Origin of the sequence: Chitinophaga skermanii (assembly GCF_003259335.1) — a bacterium.
In the GTDB taxonomy this organism is placed as follows: Bacteria; Bacteroidota; Bacteroidia; order Chitinophagales; family Chitinophagaceae; genus Chitinophaga; species Chitinophaga skermanii.
Genome location: NZ_QLLL01000002.1, coordinates 325,118 through 351,228, shown reverse-complemented (window position 1 = coordinate 351,228; position 26,111 = coordinate 325,118). Strand labels below are relative to the sequence as shown.

Annotated in this window: 19 protein-coding genes and 1 tRNA gene; 10 read left to right on the top strand and 10 right to left on the bottom strand. The window is 41.6% G+C overall.

Translation table 11 applies throughout. The annotated features are described in order from the left end of the window. Positions 1–140 precede the first annotated feature (140 nt). The 4 genes from LX64_RS05495 to LX64_RS05480 are packed head-to-tail and all read left to right on the top strand — an operon-like array spanning position 141 to position 8,810. Entirely contained in the window at positions 141–3,893 is a 3,753-nt protein-coding gene (locus tag LX64_RS05495; protein ID WP_158538537.1) for a SusC/RagA family TonB-linked outer membrane protein, read from the top strand. Between the two features lie 10 nt (positions 3,894–3,903). Next, positions 3,904–5,334, top strand: coding sequence for a RagB/SusD family nutrient uptake outer membrane protein (locus tag LX64_RS05490; RefSeq protein WP_158538536.1), 1,431 nt, complete (start codon positions 3,904–3,906; stop codon positions 5,332–5,334). 18 nt (positions 5,335–5,352) lie between these two features. Then, entirely contained in the window at positions 5,353–7,452 is a 2,100-nt protein-coding gene (locus LX64_RS05485) for a S9 family peptidase (protein WP_111596616.1), read from the top strand. Next, positions 7,452–8,810 (top strand): TlpA family protein disulfide reductase, encoded by a 1,359-nt coding sequence (locus LX64_RS05480; protein ID WP_111596615.1) that lies wholly within the window; start codon positions 7,452–7,454, stop codon positions 8,808–8,810. The genes LX64_RS05485 and LX64_RS05480 overlap by 1 nt, the downstream gene beginning before the upstream one ends. A 53-nt stretch (positions 8,811–8,863) precedes the next feature. On the opposite strand, the gene LX64_RS05475 is transcribed toward LX64_RS05480, so the two are convergent. Then, a complete protein-coding gene (locus LX64_RS05475) occupies positions 8,864–9,595 on the bottom strand; it encodes a protein phosphatase 2C domain-containing protein (protein WP_111596614.1) in 732 nt (243 codons plus the stop codon). 185 nt (positions 9,596–9,780) lie between these two features. Here LX64_RS05475 and LX64_RS05470 point away from each other — a divergent pair, with 185 nt between their 5' ends. Next, positions 9,781–10,302, top strand: coding sequence for a GNAT family N-acetyltransferase (locus LX64_RS05470; RefSeq protein ID WP_111596613.1), 522 nt, complete (start codon positions 9,781–9,783; stop codon positions 10,300–10,302). Positions 10,303–10,449: 147 nt separating this feature from the next. After that, complete coding sequence (locus LX64_RS05465) at positions 10,450–11,367, top strand: YybH family protein (protein ID WP_111596612.1); 918 nt, start codon at positions 10,450–10,452, stop codon at positions 11,365–11,367. A gap of 63 nt (positions 11,368–11,430) precedes the next feature. On the opposite strand, the gene LX64_RS05460 is transcribed toward LX64_RS05465, so the two are convergent. Next, entirely contained in the window at positions 11,431–12,849 is a 1,419-nt protein-coding gene (locus LX64_RS05460) for a S41 family peptidase (RefSeq protein ID WP_111596611.1), read from the bottom strand. 163 nt (positions 12,850–13,012) lie between these two features. Between LX64_RS05460 and LX64_RS05455 the strand changes: the two genes are divergently transcribed. After that, complete coding sequence (locus LX64_RS05455; protein WP_158538534.1) at positions 13,013–13,804, top strand: SPFH domain-containing protein; 792 nt, start codon at positions 13,013–13,015, stop codon at positions 13,802–13,804. A gap of 120 nt (positions 13,805–13,924) precedes the next feature. Further along, entirely contained in the window at positions 13,925–14,665 is a 741-nt protein-coding gene (locus LX64_RS05450) for an SDR family oxidoreductase (protein WP_111597038.1), read from the top strand. Between the two features lie 70 nt (positions 14,666–14,735). On the opposite strand, the gene LX64_RS05445 is transcribed toward LX64_RS05450, so the two are convergent. From LX64_RS05445 to LX64_RS05410, 8 genes are all read right to left on the bottom strand, one after another. Next, positions 14,736–15,314: a Crp/Fnr family transcriptional regulator gene (locus tag LX64_RS05445; protein ID WP_111597037.1), complete on the bottom strand. Its 579-nt coding sequence runs from the start codon at positions 15,312–15,314 to the stop codon at positions 14,736–14,738. Between the two features lie 179 nt (positions 15,315–15,493). Further along, positions 15,494–16,606: a TlpA family protein disulfide reductase gene (locus tag LX64_RS05440; RefSeq protein WP_111596609.1), complete on the bottom strand. Its 1,113-nt coding sequence runs from the start codon at positions 16,604–16,606 to the stop codon at positions 15,494–15,496. Between the two features lie 17 nt (positions 16,607–16,623). Further along, complete coding sequence (locus LX64_RS05435) at positions 16,624–18,144, bottom strand: RagB/SusD family nutrient uptake outer membrane protein (RefSeq protein WP_111596608.1); 1,521 nt, start codon at positions 18,142–18,144, stop codon at positions 16,624–16,626. Between the two features lie 10 nt (positions 18,145–18,154). Next, positions 18,155–21,646 carry a SusC/RagA family TonB-linked outer membrane protein gene (locus LX64_RS05430; protein WP_158538533.1) on the bottom strand — a complete coding sequence of 1,164 codons (3,492 nt, stop codon included), beginning with the start codon at positions 21,644–21,646 and terminating at the stop codon, positions 18,155–18,157. A gap of 195 nt (positions 21,647–21,841) precedes the next feature. Continuing rightward, positions 21,842–23,098 carry a FecR family protein gene (locus LX64_RS05425; RefSeq protein ID WP_111596606.1) on the bottom strand — a complete coding sequence of 419 codons (1,257 nt, stop codon included), beginning with the start codon at positions 23,096–23,098 and terminating at the stop codon, positions 21,842–21,844. Between the two features lie 93 nt (positions 23,099–23,191). Further along, positions 23,192–23,776, bottom strand: a complete 585-nt coding sequence (locus LX64_RS05420; RefSeq protein WP_111596605.1) for an RNA polymerase sigma-70 factor — start codon at positions 23,774–23,776, stop codon at positions 23,192–23,194. A gap of 257 nt (positions 23,777–24,033) precedes the next feature. Next, positions 24,034–24,106, bottom strand: a tRNA-Lys gene (locus tag LX64_RS05415). Positions 24,107–24,135: 29 nt separating this feature from the next. Continuing rightward, positions 24,136–24,477 carry a hypothetical protein gene (locus LX64_RS05410; RefSeq protein WP_111596604.1) on the bottom strand — a complete coding sequence of 114 codons (342 nt, stop codon included), beginning with the start codon at positions 24,475–24,477 and terminating at the stop codon, positions 24,136–24,138. A 646-nt stretch (positions 24,478–25,123) separates the two neighbouring features. Between LX64_RS05410 and LX64_RS05405 the strand changes: the two genes are divergently transcribed. Next, complete coding sequence (locus tag LX64_RS05405; protein ID WP_111596603.1) at positions 25,124–25,624, top strand: DinB family protein; 501 nt, start codon at positions 25,124–25,126, stop codon at positions 25,622–25,624. A gap of 126 nt (positions 25,625–25,750) precedes the next feature. Beyond that, complete coding sequence (locus LX64_RS05400) at positions 25,751–26,107, top strand: hypothetical protein (protein WP_111596602.1); 357 nt, start codon at positions 25,751–25,753, stop codon at positions 26,105–26,107. The last annotated feature ends 4 nt before the right edge of the window (positions 26,108–26,111 follow it).

Genomic DNA, 26,111 nt, shown 5'->3' with positions numbered 1-26,111 from the left:
GGCTAGACGAAGCGGCAGCTGTTTCTGTTTGCAGTTTATTCATGTCGGCACGACATATTTCACTCAACCAAAAACTTCTCAAAGTTATGCAATTCAACGCTTACTTGGGACCGGGATTGTATTGTCCACCGGGACTCTTAATGAAAAAATTTCTACGGGTAATGAAGCTTACCACGGTTTTATTGATGGTAGCCAGTATGCACGTTAGTGCTAATGCATGGTCGCAGAAGGTAACAATGGCTGCGCGCAAAACAACGCTGTCGGCTGTGCTAAAAGGGATGCAGAAACAAACGGGTGTTTCCATTTTGTGGGAAGAGCGTTTGTTAGATGGGGTAAGGATTGAAAGCTTAGACGCTAAAGATGCGAATTTGTATGATGTACTCAACACTTGTTTAGCTAATACCAACTTGCGTTATACAAAGGTTGATAACATTATTGTTATCCAAAAGCAAGCGGTAACAGAAACAGTCGCTTATCAAACCATCCAAGGATTCGTAAAAGACGAGAAAGGGCAGCCATTACAAGGTATTACGGTATCTGTGAAGGGCAAACCACGTGGCGCCATTACTGCCGCCGATGGTTCGTTCTCCATTGATGCGGAAATTGGTGCCGTGTTGGTATTTACCGGGGTAGGCTTCGATATGCAAGAGCATAAAGTAACACATGCAGGGAACATGCTTGTACAATTGAAAACAAAGCCGGTGGCAATTGAAGCGGTGGAAGTGGTTATGTCGACCGGGTACCAGGATTTGAAGCGAAAGAATACGGCTGCTGCCTATACAGTAGTAGATAATAAAACCTTGAACAAGCAAATTAACGTGGATGTAATGGGGGCCTTGGAAGGCCGCGTTGCGGGTTTAAGCACGTTTAAGAATAATATGATTATCCGGGGAAGCAGCACCTTGTCGTCGACTGTAGGTACACGCCCGCTTGTGGTAATTGATGGCTTGCCTACAGAAGTGTCGAACTTGGGGTTGGGCGATAATCCTTCTGGTGCTACGTATTCTACAGGTAGTTACGCCTCAACAGAACGCGGCAAATTGTCGGCCATTGTAAACCCTAATGATATCGAAAGCATTACGGTACTGAAAGATGCCGCAGCCGCCGCTATTTATGGTTCACGTGCTGCGAATGGTGTGATTGTTATTACCACGAAAAGCGGCAAAGGGACTGCCCGTAACCGCAAACCGGAAGTAACCTTCAGTACCGATTTCATTATTACAGCGAAGCCCGATCTTGATAAAATGCACTATGCAAGTACATCGGGTTACATAGATTATGAATTGGCTTTGTACAAGCGGAATTTACAGAACTATAATAACGATCCTAAGCAATATTGGGGCGCGAATGGGGCCGGTGGCTACATTGGTTCTGGCGGTGCTATTAGTTATTATACGCCGGTAATGAATTTACAAAGATTGCTAGCAGAAGGTCGTATCACTGAAAAAGAAATGAACGATCAACTCGATGCCTATCGCCAGCTCGATTATAGAAAAGAATTTGCGAAAGAAATATGGCGTAATTCTTTCCGCCAGAACTACAATCTCGCCGTTAGTGCAGCGAATGATAAACAAGATATTTACTTGTCACTGAACTATCAAGGGCAGAACGACCGAATGATCACTAATAACAATGAAACATTCAATATCTATTTAAAAGCTGGGCAACAAATCAACCAGTTCATCAAATTCAACGCCGGCATTAATACGCAGTATTATCGTGCTAGTGTGATGGAAGAAGCAGATTATACTAGTCCTACTGCTTTTATGGAACCTTATACCCGCATGCTCGATGAAAACGGTAACCGTGTATACCGCGATTATGTTAATCGTTCCGATGGATTTGGTGGTTTTGGTGCGAATGGTGGCCAAATGGTAAATGGCAAAGTAGTAGAACAAATCGCGGCTATTAATGCCGTGAAAGCAAACCGTTTAAAATCTACTTCATTTAATATTTTAGATGAGTTGGAAGCGAATCAAACCCGTAGCAGCCGTTTTGCTGTACGTAGCTTCGCGAATGTAGATGTGAAGTTGTGGAAGTATTTGAATTTTACTTCTTCCTTCCAATACGAAACCAGCCGCAATAAAACCGATTACCAAGTGAATGAGAACGCTTATCAAATGCGTTTCTTGGTGAACCGTTTGGCCAATATTACGGCAGATCCTTTCACCAACCCGGGTAATTTCACCTATCCAATTTCAGAAACAGGTGGTAGGCTGCAGCAAACATCTAATGAAACATCGAACTATACTTGGCGTAACCAATTAAACTTCTCCAAGCAAATAGGGAAGGATCATATGTTGTCGGCTATTGCAGGTACAGAAATTCGCCAATATTACACGCCTCGTACCATTGAGAAGATTTACTTCGGTTATAATCCACAAACAATGGCTAGCAAGGATTTTGATGCATATTCCTTGGCCAATACCGGCGTAAATTCTTATATCTGGGCAAAGAGTGGGTTACAACGATTAGCTGGTACTACCGTGTATGTACCTGTGAAGCACCGTTATTTCTCTACTTATGCAACAGCAAACTATACGTACAAAAGTAAATACAACTTGGCGGGTAGTTTCCGTATCGACCAAGCCGATTTGTTTGGTTCCGATCCACAATACCGTTACAGGCCGTTATGGTCGGTGAGTGCAGGTTGGGATATGGTGAACGAGCCATTTTTACAAGACGTTACATGGTTAGATATGTTGAAGTTGCGGGCTTCTTATGGTATTACGGGCAACGTAGATCAAACATCCAGCCCATACATTGTTGCCAATGGTACTACTACCTCGGGTTACGAACCTAGCTTAGATTACAACGTAATTAGCAGCGCCCCGAATCCATTACTACGCTGGGAAAGAACTACTACTACCAACATCGGTTTCGACTTTGCTATGTTCCACAACCGTGTTCGTGGTACAATCGATGCCTACCATAAATACAGCGACGACTTATTGGCCACAAAAACACTCGATCCTACAAATGGTTTCACGACTGCCCGCATTAATAACGGTGCTATGTTGAACAAAGGGATTGAAGTAAGTGTAGGTGGCGATTGGGTGAAAACGAAAGATTGGACCTTTACTTCATTCGGAACCTTTACGATTAACAAGAATGAAATTAAACGTATTGATATTGTGCCTAGTAATGCCGACCAATTGATTTCATCGTCGAGCTATTATGTGGTAGGTTACCCTAAAGATGCCATGTATGCTTACCAATTTGCAGGCATTAGCAGTGGCGGTACGTATGAGCAAAATGGGATTCCATTATTCTACATCAACAATGATAGAAAGGAACTGAACATGACGCCCAATGGCAACGGTACTACCTTAAAGCAAATTACCGCTGTAGATGCAGTGAAATACATGGGTTCAACTGTGCCAACATGGAATGCCTCTTTCCAACAAGGCATAAGCTTCAAGCAAGTAGAATTCAACGCACTATTTGTGATGTATGGCGGCTATAAAATACGTAAGCCTATTGCTAGTATTTATAATACCCGCGTATATGGTGGTGCTTTGCCGGAAGATATTACAAAGGGTTGGACAGAAGCAAATCCCAATACAGGTTATCCTAAAATGTTCCCGGATTATACCATCGCACAAGGCCCGAGTATTATTTACTTAGATGGCTACTGGCGCAATGCAGATGTACATGTGATAGATGCAAATTATATCCGCCTACGCAATATTTCCTTAGCCTATACGGTACCTGCCAAATATTTGCAAATGATGAAGGTGAAAAACATGAAAGTATCTGCACAAGCGAATAATGCTTGGTATTGGTTTTCGGGTGGAAACGATATCGATCCCGAAACATTCGACGGTACAAGCGGTACGCGTAATTATGTAACACCGGTTTCTTATCTCTTACGTTTAGATGTCACCCTGTAAAAGCAAGCTCATGAAACTATTAAAATATTCCGCCCTCATATTATTAGCCATACTCACTTTCTCGTCGTGCAGTAAATACTTAGACGTGAAACCGCCTGGGAAAGTATTATTGACTACCTACGACGATTACAATAAAGTATTGAATAATACAAGTCTCCATATTTATAACAATGCAGAAATAGCATATCTGAACGACCAAGTTTGGATAAACGAGTTAGCCGTCATAGGTAGAGACCCTGGGATTGCTACTATTAGCTTCTTGGGCGATTCTACGATTAGCCGTTTTAACTTCCTATTATCGGGAACAAACGGTTTGTACGGAGCGGCCTATGCATCCATTGCCCGTTTTTGTTTAGTGATTGATAACGTGGAGAAGGCCACTAATGGTACACCTGCACAAATAAAACGATTAATGGCGGAAGCGCGCACATTAAGAGCTTTTGCGCATTTCTTGTTGTTAAACACGTATGCAAAACCTTACAATGCTGCTACGGCAGCTACCGATCGTGGTATTTGCATTAAAAGTACGTTCAACGTGGAAGTACTTGAAAAGCAAGCGACCGTAGCGGAGGTTTACAACTTTGTAGAAGCGGAATTATTAGCTGCAGTGAATGATTTGGCAAATACAGGTGAAAATCAATTTCATCCCGGGAAAGCATTCGCTTACGGGTTATTGGCAAAGATGTACTTATACAAAGGTGAATATGCCAAAGCAAAAGCAGCTGCGCAACAATCGTTAGCCATTAATAACTATGTGTACGATATGGTAAAGTATTACCAAAATGGCCAAACTGAAAACGTAGATATGGCCATGCCGGAGAACTTGTACTACGCGATTGGTGGCTCGGCTATTGCAACACCTAATAACTCCATTATTTCCAAAGAAATGTACGAGTCGTTTGGGGCTTCCGATACCCGGGGCTTGGCATTCTTTAGTACTACGGCACCGGCTGTTCAAGTAGGAGCCGGTACTGCCGCATTTATCAAATTGCCCACCGGTAATAGCCGTTTTTGTTATAACACGGTAGGTATTAAAACAACCGAAATGTACCTCACCTTGGCAGAATGTTTTGCGAGGGAAGGGAATGTGAATGCTGCCTTACAAAACCTCGACGAGGTGCGGAAGAAGCGTATTTTACCGCAAGGCTACCAAGCAAGTAACGCGAGTACCCCTGCCGATGCAATGAAATTGATTTTGACGGAACGTAGGAAAGAATTGCTATTCGGGTTCAACCGCTTCTGGGACCAGCGTAGGTTAGGCAACGACCCGGCAAATGCGATTACCGTGGTGCGTAAATTCCCAGTGGTGAACACAGCAGTGCCGCAAGTAACCTACACTATTCCACCAAATTCGCCATTATATATACTTCCTTTTGATAAAAGTGTTATTTTAAATAACCCGAACATTCAACAGAATGCGAAGGATGAAATGAACTTGTAAAATCAATTGCCAACTAACATGATCAACTTATCAACAAAAAAATGGTGGCCGCTACTATGCTTAGCGGTAACATTTTCGCAGACCTCTTTTGCACAAACAATGGGGAATAAAGGTCACAAACGTATTCCTCCATTTAACTGGGTAGATAATACCCATTTCACCATGACCCGCGACACCAGTAAAAACTATATGATGGGTGTTACCGTATTGGTAGATGCAAAGAGTAATACAGAAGTTATACTGGAGCGACCGGCTAGGAACCAGCAACAACCCGTTGCTATGTTCACCCGGAAAAACGAAATCGTTTTCGCCGACAAATCAAAGGCTGCGATTCAACATGTAACCACGCCCATGTTTTCTCCCGATTCAACAAAGATTGCTTTTACGCGTAACCACGATTTATACGTAGTAGATGTAGCATCGGGTAAAGAAACACGCATAACCTCCGATGGTAGCGCCGATGTTTATAGCGGTTATGCATCTTGGGTGTACAACGAGGAAATCTTAGGCAGAGGGATGAATTACCGCGCTTTCTGGTGGAGCCCTAATAGCAAACACATTGCCTTCTTCCGTAGCGATGAAACAAAAGTACCGGTGTACAATATGCGGGATGAAATGCCTGTTCATGCCAAAGACGATCTAACACACTACCCACAACCCGGTGATCCTAACCCGGAAGTGAAAGTGGGTATTGTAGACCTGGCTACGAATCATGTTGTATTCGCAGATTATGATGCAAAAGCTGATCAATACTTTGGTGCACCTTATTGGGAACCTAATAGTCAAACACTGTGGGTACAGTGGATGAACCGTAGGCAAGATAGCTTGAAGATAGATGCGATTAACTTAGCCAACGGTACCAAAACGAATATCTATACGGAACACCAGCGTACTTGGATTTCTTTGGATGAAGAGAATCGTATTACCTTCTTAAAGAATACACCACGTTTCATTTTAAAAAGCGATAAGTCGGGTTGGATGCATTATTATTTAGGTACCAACAACGGTAAAACGCTGGTTCCTATTACAAGTGGCGACTGGCAAGTAGAAGATATTCAATATATCAACGAAAAAACCAACACGCTATTCTTTACAGCTAGGAAAGAGAACTCTACCCGTATCGACCTATACAGTGTGCAGCTCGATGGATCGAAATTGAAACGGCTCACTTTTGGTGATTTTACCCATTTCGTGAAATTGTCGCCCGGTGGAGATTATTTCATCACCGCGTACGGCAATGTTAGCACCCCAACTGTTGCTGCATTGTACACCACGAATGGCAAATTCATTCGCCAAATAGCTGATAGTAAAACGGAGTTCTTTGCTGAATATAAAGGCCCTAAATACGAAATCTTGCGTATCAAAACCGGTGATGGTTTCGATTTGCCGGTAAGTATTAAATGGCCTGTAAACTATGATGCTGCTAAGAAATACCCGGTATATGTACGTATTTACGGTGGCCCGAACTCAAAGAACGTAAACGATGGCTATGCTAATATTTACGATAACGGGGAAGTAGAAGCAGAACCATTTATTCAAATTTCTATGGACCACCGCGGTTCGGGTCATTTCGGTAAGAAAGGTATGGATTATTTATACGGTGATTTAGGACATTGGGAAATTGCAGATTACAGTTTCGTTGTAAAGGAATTGTTGAAAAAATATCCAAGCCTTGATGGTAGCAGGGTATTAATTAGCGGTTTCAGTTATGGTGGTTACCTAACTTGTATGGCACTTACACGCGGAGCCGATGTATTTACCCATGGTTTAGCAGGTGGTAGCGTAACAGACTGGCGTTTATACGACTCTCATTATACAGAAAGGTACATGGGTTTACCGAAAGATAATGAAGCCGGGTATAATGCCTCATCTGTATTCACCTATGTAAAAAACTTCAAAGGCAAACTACGCTTAGCACAAGGTTTAGCCGACGATAATGTGCATGCACAAAATACATTTCAATTAATGAATGCTTTCCAAGAAGCAGGTAAAGAATTTGAAGTGATGTTGTATCCAGGTGCAGCACATGGTTGGTATTATTTACACAACAAGCAGAAGCATTACATGGCAGATAATGAAGCTTTTATTTCAAAATATATTTTCGGAAAAGACAAATAATGAAGAAGTTATTATATAGTGCTATTGCCTTATTATTGGCAAGCAGCAGTGTATTTGCCGGCGTTACTGTGAAAGGAACTTGGCAAAGAAAAAGTGATGGGAACGTGTACTTGTACCGTGTAGAGAATGGTCGCCTGGTGGAAATGGCGCGTAGCAGTACCATGGGAGACAATGGCGCATTCGGGTTTTATTTTCAACCCCAACAAGCCAGCTTCTACGTAATTGGTGATAAAGAAAGTAATGCATTAAACAACAAGTATACTTTCTATTTCAAAACAGACGATGCGTTAACAGTGTCGGTAAACGACTCCTCGTATACCCTATCCCAAGCCAGCATCGAGAACAAAGAAATGGAACGTTGGCACAATTTCTTGTTTCCAATCGAGCATAAAGCGGTTAACTTCTCTAAAACAAGAAGTACCTACGTCGACTTTTTCCCAGAGTTGGAAGCAACCATAAAAGCGATCCCATCTTTCAAACTCAATAAAACAAAAAACGCAACATTTGACGCTGCCTTTGCTTTTCACCGCGAAATGAGCTTGTACGCTTACGCGAATCATTACTTAATGACGCCGCGTACGAAGCACCCTGTAGCAACAGATTTTCCTGCATTCTATAAAACAGAAGATGTGAAAAAGATGTCGGCCTATCCGGGTGTTACCAACTACCCGTTTGCTGTACGCATTTTCGAAGGCATGGTATCTACGCAAATGAAAAACGTAGAGGGCGATCGTAGTTGGAAGAATGCTGTTACCATGATTTCAAACGATACTTTACGCGGCGAAATAGCTTTGCAAAATGGTGCCTATGTGAAAACGTATGCAGCTTGGCAGGAGATAGAGCAAACATATGGTCAATACTTCATAACACCATCGCAAGTAGAACGTAAAACACAAATCGTTGCCGAAATAGCGAAAAAGGAATTAGCTAATACGAAAGTACCAGCCATCGATTTCAGCTATCCAGACGCTAATGGGAAACAAATTTCCTTGAGCAGCTTAAAAGGCAAAGTAGTGCTGGTAGATGTGTGGGCAACGTGGTGCGGACCTTGTAAAGCTGAAATACCTTCGCTAAAAGCTTTGGAAGAAGCGTTGCGTGGAAAAGATATCGTGTTTTTAGGTGTTTCAGTAGATGAAAAGAAGGATTACGAGAAATGGAAACAGTTCGTTGATAAGGAAGGCTTGAAAGGTACGCAGGTATTTGCATCGGGCTGGAGCGAGATCACGAAATACTATAACATCAAAGGTATTCCACGCTTCATGGTGTTCAATAAAAAAGGCGAAGTGGTTAGTATAGATGCACCTCGCCCTTCAGAACCTGCATTGAAGAAAATGTTGTTGGAAGAAATCGCTAAATAAAGATAGATAACTAGTAAGGTAAAGACCGTCTCTATACAATAGAGGCGGTTTTTTTATAAGGTAACGCGAATGATACCGAGGTCATCAAAAGGGGCAAGACCCCATTCTGCATGTATATCTTTTACTTTACGGTCGAGCATATTGTTGGTGTCTACCAGTTGCCGGTCTGTGAGCAGGTAATGTAATAAATTGGGTGGGTTAGGAAAGCGTTTATTGCTGTACGGGCGGAACGAGTAAATACCATCGGTGGAAATGCTGGCGTCTTGTAGTTGTTCGATGAAGATTTTTTGTGGATGGTTATCGATGTAATGATCGACATTTTCGTGAAGGTGATAGCCGAGGTAATCGGGGCGATTATCGTGGTCGAACTCGTGGAACTGGCCATTTACACAAATTAGTCCATCCCCAATGCACAGGAAAGCGGCATTTTTTGTGTGTTCATCGATAATACCCAGGATGAGCGTATGAAGGGTTTCCTCGCGTTTTAATTGGAGTGTTTGAACGGTGGTTTTGAGTGATTGGAAAAGAACTTTGGCGGTGAAATCGAGTAGGAACGGAGGGTCGTATGCTGCTTGTTCCGCAAATGATTTACAATATTGTTCCCAAGCTATTTTCCTCAGTAATTTACCGGTTAAGGTGGCAACGAAGTAGCTGTCGGTTCCCATGCTACATCCATCCATCACAGCAATTAGGTGCTGTTGGGTACCGATAGGAGCATGAACAAGGTAATCTTCGCAATGGTTTTGGTGGGCAGAGCCGATGTGGAGCGTTGAAAATATTTTCATAGAAGAATGGGCACAAAATTATACCTTTATAGCATTATAACAACGCCTCTGCAACATATTATCACATACTTACAGGCTGTAACGCCTAGCATTGTATAACGCTGCCTAATCTCTCCTTTAGGCACATAACCCTTTATGAGAAAGGGTGAACGGAAATTTTATTGTTATATCAATGATCATTATCAATGTTTTATATAAAAACCCAACGGTTAAGATTATTACCGTTAACGCATGCTATGCTTCAAAAGTGGACGGTTGATCGTCGTGCTATGGAAATAGCAATTGGTTTACAACCTTCGGAAATGTTAATCGACCCGCTGTACCGCAACGAGGTCGACGATGCCTTACAGCATTTTTGGTTGCCCCAAACAGCCGAGCACCCAGCCACTTATCCTTGGTATACAAACTGGGAGATCATACTCGAAGAAAAGCAATTGAGTATTGGAGGTATTGGGTTCGTAGGTGAGCCCTGCGACGAAGGCATCGTGGAAGTAGGCTTCATGTTAGATCAACAATTCCAAGGCCGCGGTTATGCACAGGAGGCGCTACAGGGCATGATAAATTGGGCACTGGAAACACCTGCCACAAAAACTGTAAAAGCCCGTACAATGGCAGGAAACTGGCCTTGTAGAACCTTGTTGCACCGACTTGGGTTCCAAGAGGTAGGTATGGAGGCAGGCATTGTGGAGTACAGGCTTGAACCATAAAGATTGAATAGCAGGGATTTGTAATAAATCCCTGCTCTCTAAAAATTCTGCGTATATTAGGGATAACGATCAGCCTTTCTTTAACGAATTACCGCTAAGACCATTCAGACCGGCTTCTTTTCTTGTATCCCCATTCAGCTACAATTTATGCGTATCACATTAATATTGCTCACCTTACTGGTAAGCGTCCAGTTACATAGTTATAGTCAAGTACTAACACCGGATTACCCGTATTACAAAGCCTTAACAAAAATACATGCGCAGCAAGCCCGGGCAGCAAAAAGTGGGGATGTGAAAGGGATGGTACAGTATTACGAAGATAGTAGTGTATGCATGCCGGAATACCATCCACCTATCTATACCAAAAACGATATTACGAACTACTACGGGCAGTGGGCAAAACATACCAAAACATTGGAGTATGCAAAACGTATTATCCAACTGCAACAAATCAACGATCATTTAATCGAAATTGGCGAATCATCCCAAACCTTCCAACAAACAGGGAAGGCGCCCTTTACTTATGAATGTAAGTATTTATCGGTATGGCGTATTGGTAAGAAAGGCCAGCTATCTTTAGTGTCGGATGCTTGGGGTGCCACAAAAAGAATTGATCCCAATGTGCTGGGATTCGTTCAAAAAGCTACACCGAACTATATTCCTGCAAGTACGGTACGCCCAAGCCTACGCGATTCCATTGCTGAACGAAATGCACTCATAAGTAAACGTGTAAGAAACCGCGAAGGAGAACTACACGCAATTGAAACTTTTGCCGAGGATGGTATGTATCTCACCTACGACACAACAATACTGGTTGGTATGGATCAAATAAAACCTTACTTCATGGACCATGAAAAGCCTGATGGGGTTAGCATTGATTCAATTGTTATTAGTGCTAGCCGGATGATAGATTTAGATGAGTACGTAGTAGAATATGGTTATTACTTTGTGAAAGTATCTTGGAATGGGGGAGGTGCGAATGTAACGGGTAAAAGTACAAACTTGTGGAAGCGCATGCCAGGTGGCCGTTACATGATGTATCGGCAAATGGTGAACCACGACTAGGATAATGATTGCCCATGATGCCCGTATAATGATGTACATACGGGCATCATGGGTGTTATCTAATTATTTATAAGTCAAAGCCATTTTGATAAACAAATCATGCTTCAACAAAAATTCTCTATCAAATAAAGCCCCTTCATACGCACTAATCAACTTAAAATGTTCTATACTATATGGCACTTGCTGTTCCAATTCGTCATGCATAAGAGCAACAGGCGTAGTTGGATGAGTAGTTTCGATAGAAGGCGCTACGCGGAAAAGCATTTTACTATGGGGTAACGTATACAAAACAGGAGAAAAGCCTACGCCTAAGAATTCGCCTGTTTTTCGACCAATGGCATGGATATTATCCGTTTTACTTGCATTGGGTATGGCCATTGCACTACCGGCGCTGGAATAATGATTTTCAAACAGCACAATAATGGGCCCATTAAATCGTAAAGAATTTGCAACAGGTTCTATTACTTGTGGCTTATCAATCAAATTATACAACCCCAATTGTGCCAGCATCTTATTCGTTTCCTTTTTCGTACTGGAAGCTTGGGTACTACTAATTTTTAAATCGTATTGAATGCTGCTTGGGATGATATTGGCATACAAAGTTTGCCATGTTGTATCACTGCCACCGCCATTCTCACGGAAATCGACGATAATACGGGAGATCTCGTTCACACGATGCTTATACTTAGCAATTTCCCGTTCCAAAAAGGGAACAGAATCACTGTTCATTTCTTTTAAACGGATGTACAAAATGTTTTCCGGTTCCCAGAATTCCACTTTTGTTTTATCGCCGTATTTGAACTTAACAGGCAAGTACTTTGTGAACTCCCGTGTAGGCAATTTGTACGACTTGGCAACTTGGTTAGGAGGAGCGAATGTAAGTGTTAAACTATCCGAGAAAATGCTCCAAAGATCTTTGAAAAAGCCCCCACTATAGAACTTTTGATGTTTGGCATCGTAACTGTAATTGCGGCCGCCAACACGTGCTTTAACATAGGCATCTACCGGTTGCCCATTGATGTGCGTAATAACACTTCCGATTGGAATAGTATCGTTGAGTGCTACAAATGCTTCACGGATAATGTATTGCCCATCGATATAAGTATTAGGGATGGCCATTTTGAAGGTGTTCCTCGTTTTGTTGTAATGGTTACTTTGTGTTTGCATCCATTCACTTTGCGGAAACCAAGTACTGGTATGTTGATCTTGTGCAAGGTTCAACAGTTCTTGCAACACAAGGTAAAAGCTAAGGTCGGTGGTAACCGTGTCAATGCGCTTGGCTGCTTTCTTCATGAATGTAATCGCATCGTATTGCCACGCTACCTTTTTTACAGGAATATGAGGCGATACGCGTTGAATAATATGAATGAAAGAGTCGGCATCTTCGCGCATTTGTTGGCGAGTGAAGGTTAGTTGTTGCGACGAGGCTTGGTTGATAAGTAGGATGGAACAACATCCTAGTAAGAGTTTTCTAAGGTTCATTGTTGTTAAAGGATTTAGATCGCGGTGACTAAAGAACGGGAATTTGTATTGAAAATTGTAAGGGTTTTTTAGCTTGATGATTTGTTGTTATACCACATTTGTGTTATATTGTGAAGAGCCTAACGCGAATTATCATGTAACAACTATAAATGCCCAACAGCCTATGAGTAAGATCAAGCCCTTGATTGTTGTATTTGGAGGAATTCTAGCCTGTATTATTATTTTCTTCAGTTTTAGCACACGAATCGATGCCGGTCATGAAGGTATAAAAGTCAAGCAATATGGTACATCGCGTGGTGTGCAGGATATTTCTTTGGTAACCGGCCGCGTGTGGTACAACCCGTTTACAGAATCTATTTACGAGTTTCCAACCTTCGTGCAAACAGCCGATTACGAAGCGTTTTCAGTGAATGCACGCGATGGATCGGTATTCCAAGTAGATCCTACCATTTCCTTTAAAGTAAAGCCGGGCCATACGCCGCAGATCTTTAAAGAATACCGTAAAAGTTTGAAGGAAGTTACCAGCACAACTTTGTACAATTACGTAAAAGATGCTTTCCGTATTCAGTTCAATAAATACACCACCGATAGCATGATTTCAAACCGCGAAGGCTTTGAAACGTCGGTACAATTGCAACTATCGCACGAGTTAGACCGCCAAGGTATTGAACTATTACAGCTTACATCTGGTATTATTTATCCTGCGAGCATTACGGAAGCAATAGATGCGAAGAACCGGGCAGTACAACAAGCCTTGCAAGTAGAAAATGAATTAAAGGTAACAGAAGCAAACGCCCGTAAACTAATTATCCAAGCTGAGGCAGAAGCGAAGGCAAACCAATTACGCTTACAATCCTTAACACCGTTGTTGATACAACAACAGTTTATCGAGAAATGGGACGGGCGAACACCATTATATGGTAGTGCTCCTGTTTTATTCAAAAACGTACAGTAAGAAATACTTGCCATATGTACCCGTTACTACGTTTGTAGTGGCGGGTTTTTTATTTACCATATGTTAAATGCTTTGCTGGGTGGAAGCATGACTTTTGTGGTGAATAAAACATCATATCAAATGGACACTTTTCAACAACGTAACAACTTAAGCGGAAAACGCGTAATTGTACTCGGTGCCAGCTCCGGCATAGGATTAGCAACCGCTAAAGCTGCTGCTGCGAGCGGTGCAAAGGTAGTTATTGTATCTGGCAACCCAACCCGCTTAGAGAACGCATTAAACGAATTACCCAAGGGCAGTGAAGGATATACGGTCGACCTTAGCCAAGAAGCGAATATTCACCGGTTTTTTAGCACAATTGGCCAGTTTGATCACCTCGTGTATACTGCTGCCGAAAATCTCGAATTGCATAACCTCAGTAATACCGATTTGAAAGCTGCTCAATCCTTTTTCACCTTGCGTTATTGGAGTGCCTTGGCAGCCGTAAAGTATGCAACTCCGCATATAAATCCCGGAGGCTCTATTAACCTAATGGGGGGGATCGCAGGTGCTCGACCTGGTGCAGGTTGGTTCTTAGCAGCTAGCATGTGTGGTGCAATTGAAGCTTTCTGTAGGGCCATGGCCGTAGAATTGTCGCCTATACGTGTAAATGCAGTAGCAGCAGGTGTTATTAAAACCAATTTATGGAATAGCATGCCGGAAACCGAACGTGCCGCATTCTATACAAATGTTGGCAATTCGCTATTACTGAAAAGAGTAGGTGAGGCCGAAGAAATAGCCCAAACATTTGTTTTCCTCATGCAACAAACATTCGCAACAGGACAAACTTTTGTGATTGATGGAGGTGCTGTATTAGTGTAATGGAATTAGTAGCAAGTTATCCTACTCAGCAATATATTCAATGAATGGCAGGGTAGGATAATGATGCATTTTAACTAATACTTTTCCTAATCCTACTAAGCGATTGTTGTGTAATACCCAAGAAAGAAGCAATATCACTTAAAGGCACATGTTGCAACAAATCGGGGTTATTCGCCACTAACCTTTGATAACGAATAGTCGCTTCTTCCCCCATCAGTTGGTTGCGCGCTTGTATTTTCGAAAGTAGTTCATTATGTGTAATTCTCTCTATCGCTTCTTGCAAATGTGGAAGTTCACTATAAAGCTGTGCTAAATTCTCTTTTGTGAAAAATGTAATAGATGCATCGGTGGCAGCAAGTATGCTTTCTTGTGAAGGCACATTTTCTTTAAAACTATACAAGATCGTGCAGAACTTATGCGGCTTGATAAAGAATTGGATGACGTCGTTACCTTTTTCGTTGGTCGTTACAATCTTGAGATAACCATCATTCACGAAGAATAACTTTTTAGCGATTTTACCTTCAGAAAGCAATACATGACCGGCTTCTATTGCCGTGGTTTCTGCGTATTGGGATACGAGCGCATATTCTTGTGGTGTTAGCGTTGTGTGGTGTTGTAAGAATGACTGTAATGGTGGATGGGTATTCATATGGTTAAAGTTACGGCTTATTTCGGCATAAGTAACGCGGTGAATTATAATGTTATAGGTGGTTGAAATATGCACTAAAAACAAAACCTGCGATGCCGCAGGTTTTGTAAACGCTCAAGGTTTAGAATGGGTAATATGTATGGTTGGATATAGTTTTGGATATAGTTATTATCATTGCTTTACTTTCCAAACAGTTCTTTCAGTTTTACTTCAATTTCACTATCACCTTCTTCACCAAAACCTACCTGTTTCATCATTATCTTCCCATCAGGACTAATTAAATACGCTGTTGGAACGGCAGTTACAGCAAAGCTGTTGATTGATATATTCTTGGTATCCAGTAATTGCGGCCAAGGCAGTTTTTGCTTGTCTAATTCTTTTAACCAAGCAGCTTTGTCGGTGTCGATTGAAATACCCAAAATCTCAAACTTATCACTGCGGTACTTTTCGTACAGTTCTTTCATATGAGGAAAGGCTGCTTTACAGGGGCCGCACCAGCTCGACCAGAAATCAATCAACACATATTTCCCACGGAAACTACTAAAAGCAACGGCCTGGTCTTTGGGTGTATTTAAAGAGAAATCTCTCACTTCAAAACCTGTTACAGCACGTTTAAACCCAACCAAGCGACCTTGTACTTCATTCGCCGGTGCTGTACTTTTTTGTGCCTTACCCAGCTTGTTATACAACTTTTCGAGATCCTCTTGTGGTATAATAGCTTGGTAACGACCTAGAATAAATGCACCTACGTAGTTATTAGCATTCGTTTCCACGAAGTTGTTAATATAGGGTATCATTCTTTCCTGTAATAGTTTCACAAAAGCTTTATTGTAGGAAGAGTCACCCGGCGGCTTGTTCGGGAATTGCGCAGCTACGGTGGCTCTCATGTCGTCTCTCAATTGCTCTCTTCCCTGCTCGAAGGCTTGGAATGCAATAGCTGCATTATTGCCACTAATTTTACCGGCACGAAGTCCCTTGTTTACATCTGTTACTTCTATATTCACAGTACAAGGACGGTCAATTACAACTGGGAATGCTTGTGGACCTTTCTTTACCTTGGTATCATATTCGGCATGTATATACGGAATGGCATCTTTTACGTAAGGAATACTGATAGAGAAGTGGCCGTTTTTTACTATTGTTGAATCTTCTTGTATGTTATCGCCAAACACGTAGATTTTATTGTACCCTTTCAAGTCACCTTTTATGGTTCCTTTAATCACCACTTTTGATTGCGCATTTGCGTTGATGGCAAAGCCAACCATTATGATAGCTGAGAATAATTTTTGCATGTTAATTGATTAAACGATTAATAAGAACGTGTTTCCAATGGAATACCCCAATTAGGGTTGAACTTCAACACCACGTTACTAATCGGTATAATGAAATCCTTAGAATCAATTGTACCGGTATACGTTTGTGCACCAACTTTGTGGGTGATTTGTGTCTTAGCCCAAGGTTTCCCTTTTTCTAATGTGAAGCGTTTCAAATCCATGAATCTTTTAAAACCACCCAATGGTAATTCACGTCTTCTTTCTTCCAATACCCATTGAATAACTTGGTCTTGCGTACCCACTGTTAAAGCAGGCGTGCCAGGTTTAAAACGGTACTGGCGAAGTGTATTGAGATCAGCAATGGCTAAATCCAATTTATTCATCCTAGCATACCCTTCCGCACGCATCAACAATACTTCAGGCCAAGAGATACCATCCGTCATTTTTGTTTTCCTGAAACGGTAATTGCTAATACGCATACCATCATCGTAACCACCACCTAATGTTGTTTTATAACCAGGGGAATTAATGTAGAAGAAACTATATCGAAGATCATTCGCGTGATCGTATAAACCAATCATTTCAGCAGATGGATAAGATAAAGACGCACCTTGACCGGCATCTTTATCCGTAGCTCTATAGAATAGAATTTCCCGGCTATTAACAAGGTTGATATTGCCATCTTGTGAACTAAGAATCAGCGAAGTAAGCGGCCTAGAAGGATCAGCTAATCTTAATTTGTTATAATCATATAGAACGGCTGCCGGTGTACCGGCAATTTGCCAAGCCAAGTTAGCATAATGTGCTACACTATCATACTTTTGGGTAAAGAGATGGTAGTAGGCTAACATTGCGTAACCGGTAGATTTACTAGCACGGGAAGGCCACGTAGAGCGTACCGGAAGATTCGGTAGTGCTGCATGTAATTCACGGAGTACACGGGTAGCTACTTCTTCCGATGTAGATAGGCCAGGGATAGGTTTGTTAATATCAATATCTACTACGTAAGGGATGGTTTTCGTTGAATTGTCGCCTCCTGGTTTGTAAACAGGGCCATATATCATGTTTCCATTTAAATAGCACCATGCCCTTGCTACGATCGCCTGCGCAGTGGAAACTTTACCCAATGCCTCATCTTCTGGTGATTGCTGGCCCAGGTTTTTGATACCCTCAATTACGTTGTTGAAATAAGAAATCTGTGGATACATACCTTGAGACCCCGAACTCCAAAATTGATCATCGATGTTGGGGTTTTTATAAGGCTGGCGGAAGGTATAACCGTAATAGCGCTCAATATTCGGGTGACTAGTTAGTATGAATCCCACTTTGCCTTGCCCTTCTGTAATTTCGAGGTTATCACCTAGCGTAGCTAGTACAGAGCCTTTATTCCCATCGAGGAAGTTCAGTTCAACTGTACCAGAGTTGTCGAGCAGGTGATCATAATCTGCTACGGATGAAGGAATCAATTTCCCTTTAGGTTTTACGTCGAGATACTTCTTACAGGAGCTCATCAACAAAACACCCGCAAAGAGTAATGAATATTTTACTTTGATCATAATAGTTAGATTAGAGATTTACAGAAAACCCGATATAAAATTCAGGTCGCATTGGCAAGGTTCTTTTCACGCTCATATTTACACTTTGCTCGATTGTTTCCGGGTCTATGCCATATTTATTGGCTGCTACCGTCATTAGGTTACGGCCTTGAAAATAGATCCTGGCACTATTTAACCCGGTATTACCCCATATTTTATTATTCAATCTATAAGCCAATGTGAGGTCTCGCAACTTCATGAAATCGCCTTTTTGAACCATCATAGATGTATACGGGAAATACCATGCATCTGAGCTGAACGCGGCCAATTTAGGATAAATAGTATGGTTCTCATCTCCTGGTTTGCGCCAGCGTAAGGAAACATCCTTATGATCAATATTATCACCGTTAAAGGCATCTCTACGGAATACAGCACCTAGTTTCGCAATCATCATAAACGAAAGGTCAAAACGATCATAGCTAACAGTATTGGTAAGACTAAGTATAAACTTCGGCCTAGCAGTACCAGAATATACCATGTCTTTTACAGCAAGGTCGTTACCATATATTTTTTTCCCGTCGGCAGCATAATATTGTGGTGTACCACTGTTATCTAAGCCGGCAAACTGGTAACTGAAAATGGCATCGAGTGGGTAGCCTGCTTTTAATACAGCACCTGCATTGCTTCCTAATAAGTTACTAGAATAACTAAAGGTGAGTACATTAGGATTTAGATAATCGTAATTGAATTGCAATACCTTGCTTCTATTGTAGCTACCATTGAAGGCCACGTTCCAATTGAAACGATCCTTTTTCACAACATCAGATTCCAACGATAACTCGATACCCGTATTCCTTGATGTACCTGCATTCCTTGTAATCATGAATCTACCGTAAGTAGGATCAATGAAGTCGGGCGCTAATAAATCTTTACTCAATTTGTTATAGAAATCAAGTGTAAAGTTCAAACGTCCTCTCATTAAGCGAACATCGGTACCAACGTTGGTAATCAAGGTACGCTCCCAGCGTAAGTTGTTATCTGGTAACGATGAAATCGTATACGGAATACCGCCTGTAATAGCGGAGTAATTGGCTGGTGTAATCAACAAGTAAGGACCTTGTGTAAAGGAGATATTACCATTAATACCATACGATGCACGAATATCTAGTTTGTCAATCCAAGGAACATGGAAGAATTTCTCTTGGCCAAGTTTATAGGTACCACCTACCGACCAGTTTGGTTTGTATCGATACTTAGGATTGGTGCCGAATAGGTTACCTTGGTCGATACGAACACTACCACTTACGAGGAAACGGTTGTCGAACTCGTACGAGCCATTGGTATACACCGAGAAGAAGCGGTTATCACGTAAAGCATAAGAACCGTTACTTAATACATCTATTCCTTCAGGGAATAAGAAATCGGCAGCATAGGCATTACTATTATAATCGAGGTAATTGAATGTGGCAAAAGTACCTGCTTGCTCGTTATAACCTACCCTGGTAGGTGCAGCATTGTTATCCACTAAGTCTTTATTTACTTCGCTACCTGCAATAACAGCAATGCGGTGTTTCCTATTAAGGGTTTTGTTATAATTAATTTGTGCTCTGAAAGTATAGGCTTCGCTTTGACTGCGCGTTTCGTTCATCATAGCACCTTCTGGGAGATAATGCTTTCCTGGGTTCGAAACCGATGAAGAAGCATTGTACAACGAGCGCACATAGAAAGAGTTCGCTTGACGTAAGTTGCGAAGCATGCCACTACCACGCGTCCAAGAGCCACCGGCTTCTGCGTTTAAGCCATCTAGGATATTAACAGAAATACTACCCCCTAACCGTGCTAAGAAAGCTTGGTTGCTGGTAGTTGCCATCGTTAAATCTTTCAAAGGGTTGTAAGACATCGATTTTAAACCACCATAATCGTTATAGCGCTCAATTAGATCGGGCCTTACAGCTGGAATATTCTGCGAGTTTCCCTGTTGATCAACGATATTGTAATAAGGTCTCATGATTTTCCAATTCGTAAAATCGAGCATATCGCCAGCGTCCATGGGTGATTTACTGTTGAAGAAATTGATATTGGAAAACATTTTAACAGTTACATGCTTGCTCGGTTTCCAATCGTTCTTTAAATCAAGTATCAAGCGATCGTTACTAATGCCTTTCATGTTTCCTTGGTTGGCGATGTAACGAATGGCAGCATTGGTAGCGAACTTATCGGTGTTGGAAGAGATCGAAATATTATGTTGTTGTGTAAGACTACTACGGAATAAATTTCGCTCTAACTGGTCGAGGGTATTATTTTTCCTCAACTGGGCTAATTCGGTATTTACTTCATCTTCAGAAAGCAAACCTTGGTCTTTCATGACCATTAATTGGGTAACACGACCATAATACCCAATGCCTTCATAATCCCATGAAACATTTGCAGCATCACTGTTGTAGTAATCAACTTCTGCATCCACATAATCAGCACCGCTTGTTTTATTGAGGTAAGAGAGGGTGGGACGTAATGTCATACCCGTACTACCTTTATAGCCTATTTGTAGTTTCCCGTTCTTCGCTGTTTTGGTGGTAATAACAATTACACCATTCGATGAACGCGCACCATAAATAGATGCTGCTACGGCATCTTTCAATACAGTAATAGTTTCAACGTTATCGATATTCACGGTTTCTAAACCACCAGGCGCAGGGTAGCCATCAATAACAATTAAAGGTTCGCCATTAGCAAGGAAGGTAGATCGTCCGCGTACTTCTACTTTACCTTCTTTCGTAATAGCCACACCGGCAGCTTGACCTTCTATGATTGAAAGTAAGTTGGGTTGTAGCTTCCCTTCTAATCGTTTGGTTTGCATAGAAGAATAGGCGCCCGTCATTCTTTCCCTAGAAATAGATTGGTAACCGGTATTAATAGTAATGGCTACTTCGTCGAGCTTGGTAGAAGCTTGGCTTAATTTTACAAGAAGGGGTGGTTGTCCTTCTTTGAGCATCTGCGCAGTTACGGTTATTTCACGGGGTGTATAGCCGATGTAAGTGAAACGAAGTGTATTGCCTTCTGTTGCACTCACAGAAAAGCTACCATCTGCAGCAGTGGCAACGCCCTTTTGAGTTTCTTTTACTTGAATACTAACACCTGGTAATGGTCGGCCTTCTATATCGGTTACTACACCGGTAATAGCTGCCGCTACTGATACTTCGGAAGAAGGAGTAGCGGAAGGCGTGGTGGAAGGTTTGCCAGAAAGAATGATGGTTTTACCTTGCAGTACATAATCGAGGCCTTGGTTTTTGAGCACCAAGTCTAATACTTTAGTTAATGGAAGATCTGTAGCAGAAACTGAAACATTCTTTGCGTTTAAAAGCAACTCTTTATTACTAAACAACACATAGCCCGTTTGTTTTTCTATCACAGAAAATACTTTTTTTAACGATAGGTTTTTACCTGAAAGCGTGACAGACTGGGCAGAAACAGCCGCATGCACGGAACTGAGGGCCGTGATCAAGAAAATAGGTAGCAGCCGCATGATTTTTGAAATTTGTGCCGGCAACCTGTTTCTACGCCGCGTAGAAAAATACAGGTTACCATACGCAGGTTTTTGCATAACTTGTAAACTAATTTTGGTTGTGAATAAAAAACGGTTTGCGAGACCTTTTATAAAAGCGACTAAAATTCTGCCGGGAACGACGCCAATCGTGTCCCGGTTTTTAATTTTAGTGCATTAGTGCATAACAATCAGTGTTCTGCCTTCTAGTCTAAAATGAACATTCGATTTTTCTAGTGCTATTAATAATCCATTCAGCGGGATATCCCGCGTCATTTTTCCTACGAATTCAATATCCGGTACCCCGGATTCATATTTTACATCTATATCATACCATCTTTTTAACTGGCGCATTACCTCGTCAATTTTCATATCATTAAAATCAAACACGCCATTCTTCCAAGCCATAATTTTCTCTACATCGGCGGGCTTAATCACCCTGTTTTTTACAATATCACCTTGCATGGTTAGCGAAGCCTGTTCGCCAGGCTGAAGGATAATTTGTTCTTTCCCATTTGGACGGTTCATGGCTATGGCTACTTTGCCCTCGAGTAGGGTAGTATGCATGGTGGGTTCGTCGGAATAGGTATTCACATTAAAATGGGTGCCGAGTACTGTTATTTCAAACTTGTTGTTGGCATTCACCATGAACGGCACTAGCCGGCCCCCTTTATGTATAGTAGCTGCTTCAAAATATACTTCCCCTGTAATGTCTACTTTACGGCTATCACCCGTGAATTGTGTAGGATACCTAATGGAGCTGGCTGCGTTCAACCAAGCAGTAGTACCATCGGGCAGCAAAATTTTGAATTGCCGTCCTTTTGGCGTTGTAAGCGTATTGTACATAGTTTCAGCTGGCGCATTTCCATTGGCTTCATAAGCAAGTTGGCCATGGTTCACCGTTAAGTTTGTGCCGTTTTGATGGGCTATGATACCATTGCCGGCAGCATCGAGCTGGATGGTAGAACCGTCGGCAAGGGTGAGAATAGCACCTTCTTGCCCGGGCATTACTTGGATAGTATCGTTATTCGCTTGTTTAAACGTTTGAACATTGTTCGTTGGCCAGAAATACCAAGCACCCATCAATAGCAATACAATAGCGGCGGCATAGCGCGGCCATGTTAATTGTAGGAACGATACACGCCTAGGCGGCGCTGCATGCTTATCTTGTATGAAGTGTTGCTGGTGAAATGCTGCTAATGCGGCAGGTGCAGCGGCTTTATATTGAGCATACGCTTGTAAAAGCGCAGCTAATTGTTGCGCATTATCCAACGATGATTTCCAACCTGCATGTTCCTTGTTTTGCGATAACCAATTTTCCAAAGCTTGCTTTTCTTCTTCCGACAACTTATCTAGTTTCTCAAATGCGGTAAGTTTCGCAGCACTTAATATGTCAAGCAAATTGTTTCCTAGTTTATCGGCTTCATGCATCATCTGGCAAGGTCTGTTTTATAATAGACAACAGTAAGTCACTGGATTTGACTTCCATTGGCAAATTTTTTTTTCGGGCACAAAAAGAATAGTGAATTATTCGGCCAGTAATAGGCAGAGTAGGGCGATGCCGGGTGCTATCTTTTCTCGTAGCAGCCTAATAGCCCGGGCCTTTTGATGGCTTACAGCCGAAGCGGAAATACCTAGTTGTTGGGCAATTTCATTGGTGCTAAACCCTTCAATATTTAATTGCACCACTTTGGCGCATTCAGTTGGTAATGTTAAAATGGCTTCATGTAGTACGCGCACAGTTTCGGCCTTAAAAACATCTTGTAGAATATCTTCGTACGATTTCTCATTCGCTTGGATGGTTTGTGCCTCTTGTGCTTTTCTTTCTTCGCGTTGTAGTTTTTTTAAGTGATTGAAGGAACGGTTCCGCGTAGATACGTATAGATAGGCGCTGATGCTTTTCACCTCCTGCAATAAGGTTCTACTTTTCCATAATTGAAGAAACACTTCCGAAACAATGTCCTTTGCTGCGGCCTCATCTTCAACAATCTTATTCGCCAATAAGCATAGAGCAGGGTACATTTCAATAAAAAGTTTATCAAATGCCGCCGTATCACCCTCGTTTAAAAGTACGATTAGATCATTATCACTATGGGAATCATTGTTTTGCAATGCTGACTACTTTATGGCCAAATATATATTTTACGGGATAATAATCCTAACGTTTAGGTAAATAGTGTTGTAAGGATGGAGGGAAGTGGATGAAGTTTACACTTAAGTGTAAGGTGATAATTATTGCATGTACCCAATGACGTGATCAACACAATGTAGTGGTCAAATGAAGAATAGGGAAGTAATTATTCCCCGTAGATAACAAGTCACCTAGCAGTTATATTGTGTACGCATATTTGATTATTCGTACAACCAAGTGACCCCGCAGGGGTTCGAACCCTGGGCCCACAGATTAAGAGTCTGTTGCTCTACCAACTGAGCTACGGAGTCAATCAAACCTATTCTAAATATAAGAAATTTTAGGATTCCTTCTTGCGTTTCAGCAAAACAGTGAAAGCTACCCCGTACCGCTCCTGTAGTAACAACAAATAAGCCCGAACAGCAGAGTTGTCTAGTTTATGCTGCTGCAACCTTTCGAACATGGAGAGGCTTTGGTTAATACTTAGTTCCAAGGCTTTAATGGTTTGTACCAATTGAGGCAATGGAAGTTGTGCGTATTGGGTAGGGGATACATGTAAAACTTCGCATACTGGGCAAGCTATATTATTGGCTGCACAAAATAATTGCCAGGCCGAAACAATACTTGCATCGGTATCGGAGTTGGTGAGGGTTGGGTGTTGCTTGTTTTTCAAATCAAACATGTTGTGTCAATAGTTTAATCAACGAAATAAACTAAAGTGGCAGATGATGGTTTAACACTGGGTAGAGCAATACTTCATTGCCTACACTGAATATATATAAACATCTTTTTTTAAACAATGTATTATAAAACGTTTGTTAACGTTTTGTAGGAAACCGGTATTTTAACTTCCCAATAAGCAACTATTTCCAATAAATTACGTTAATGCTATCCTGGTATTAGTACAATGTAATGCCTCGAAACCCTTTGTGGTAAGTAGTTAAGCACAATGGCATTGAAAATATTTGCTGTGAATTATATCAAGAAAAATAATTATGCATGTTAACGAGCAATTAACAATAAAAAGATCCCATTTATTACTCTTACATACCTTTTCTATACAGCACGTAATAGTTATTAATAACTATTCGCATGTTGGCACGCATCCCCTTCCGCAGGAAAGGTAATGGTAGGAATCCAAATTAACAGCCAAGTTAAACCGCTTGCTGGCACATACAAACAATTACAATGCAAACTCCATACGTTTCATTTATTTACCATTCACCATCAACACCTTTGCATCACCCGGAAAATATTTTGAAAGCCTCCTGACATAGGGTTGTCACAACCCCTTCGCATCTTTACATCAGCAAATAAAACTTACTATCATGACAATCATTCAACTATTCCAGCAACAACTCAACAACGAAGCCCCTACTACGCGCAAAATGCTGGCACTTGTGCCCATGGATAAGCTCGATTGGAACCCGCATCCCAAAAGTATGCCCTTGGGCCACCTTGCCCGCCATATTGCCGAATTGCCTTCATGGATTGAAATGACAATCGATACAAATGAACTCAATTTCGAAGGAATGGACTTTAAACCTCAACCCATTACCAGCAGCGAGGAATTAACCAATCTATTCGAAAAGTCGCTCCAACAAGGCCTCGATGCATTGGCAAAAACCAACGAAGCCCAATTAGACGAAATTTGGACACTCCGCACCGGCGATACCATCCATAGCGCCCAACCCAAATACAGCGTTATCATGATGTCACTCAGTCAAATCATCCATCACCGCGCACAACTAGGCGTATACCTCCGCCTGCTAGATATCCCCATTCCAGGTAGCTACGGCCCAAGTGCCGACGAGCCACATAGCATGTAAGATGTTCAAACTAAATCGAAAACTCTTTTCCATAGCCGGAAAGAGTTTTTTATTCATATAAACTTTCAGAAAGTTTTGAAAATTCGGTAAGTATAATTATCTTTGTTTCATCAAAGCAATAAGGTTATGAACATCCTTGCTTATGCTATTTACCTAACTATAACTTTTTACATTACCACGAGGGTGGGCCGCGTGTTATTTAAGAATGGATATGTTTTCGTGTTACCACTGTTAGAGAACGATGAGAAGCTCACCCTCTTTGTAAACAAAATGCTGCTAACCGGCTATTACCTGGTAAACCTCGGCTATGCCACGGCCATTATTATTACCTGGCATAACATTACTACTTGGACGTACCTCGTACAATCAATCGTAGAAATGATCGGGCGAATACTCCTCATCCTAGCTGGTTTACATTGGATGAATATGATCGTGATACACAATTACGGGAAACAAATTTTATCCTCTCACCATAAAACCTAACTAT

Bases quoted from the DNA above. Each gene is read 5' to 3' on its own strand.
- LX64_RS05495 (WP_158538537.1), top strand. From the start codon at position 141: ATGAAAAAATTTCTACGGGTAATGAAGCTTACCACGGTTTTATTGATG.
- LX64_RS05490 (WP_158538536.1), top strand. From the start codon at position 3,904: ATGAAACTATTAAAATATTCCGCCCTCATATTATTAGCCATACTCACT.
- LX64_RS05485 (WP_111596616.1), top strand. From the start codon at position 5,353: ATGATCAACTTATCAACAAAAAAATGGTGGCCGCTACTATGCTTAGCG.
- LX64_RS05480 (WP_111596615.1), top strand. From the start codon at position 7,452: ATGAAGAAGTTATTATATAGTGCTATTGCCTTATTATTGGCAAGCAGC.
- LX64_RS05475 (WP_111596614.1), bottom strand. From the start codon at position 9,595: ATGAAAATATTTTCAACGCTCCACATCGGCTCTGCCCACCAAAACCAT.
- LX64_RS05470 (WP_111596613.1), top strand. From the start codon at position 9,781: ATGTTTTATATAAAAACCCAACGGTTAAGATTATTACCGTTAACGCAT.
- LX64_RS05465 (WP_111596612.1), top strand. From the start codon at position 10,450: ATGCGTATCACATTAATATTGCTCACCTTACTGGTAAGCGTCCAGTTA.
- LX64_RS05460 (WP_111596611.1), bottom strand. From the start codon at position 12,849: ATGAACCTTAGAAAACTCTTACTAGGATGTTGTTCCATCCTACTTATC.
- LX64_RS05455 (WP_158538534.1), top strand. From the start codon at position 13,013: ATGAGTAAGATCAAGCCCTTGATTGTTGTATTTGGAGGAATTCTAGCC.
- LX64_RS05450 (WP_111597038.1), top strand. From the start codon at position 13,925: ATGGACACTTTTCAACAACGTAACAACTTAAGCGGAAAACGCGTAATT.
- LX64_RS05445 (WP_111597037.1), bottom strand. From the start codon at position 15,314: ATGAATACCCATCCACCATTACAGTCATTCTTACAACACCACACAACG.
- LX64_RS05440 (WP_111596609.1), bottom strand. From the start codon at position 16,606: ATGCAAAAATTATTCTCAGCTATCATAATGGTTGGCTTTGCCATCAAC.
- LX64_RS05435 (WP_111596608.1), bottom strand. From the start codon at position 18,144: ATGATCAAAGTAAAATATTCATTACTCTTTGCGGGTGTTTTGTTGATG.
- LX64_RS05430 (WP_158538533.1), bottom strand. From the start codon at position 21,646: ATGCGGCTGCTACCTATTTTCTTGATCACGGCCCTCAGTTCCGTGCAT.
- LX64_RS05425 (WP_111596606.1), bottom strand. From the start codon at position 23,098: ATGATGCATGAAGCCGATAAACTAGGAAACAATTTGCTTGACATATTA.
- LX64_RS05410 (WP_111596604.1), bottom strand. From the start codon at position 24,477: ATGTTTGATTTGAAAAACAAGCAACACCCAACCCTCACCAACTCCGAT.
- LX64_RS05405 (WP_111596603.1), top strand. From the start codon at position 25,124: ATGACAATCATTCAACTATTCCAGCAACAACTCAACAACGAAGCCCCT.
- LX64_RS05400 (WP_111596602.1), top strand. From the start codon at position 25,751: ATGAACATCCTTGCTTATGCTATTTACCTAACTATAACTTTTTACATT.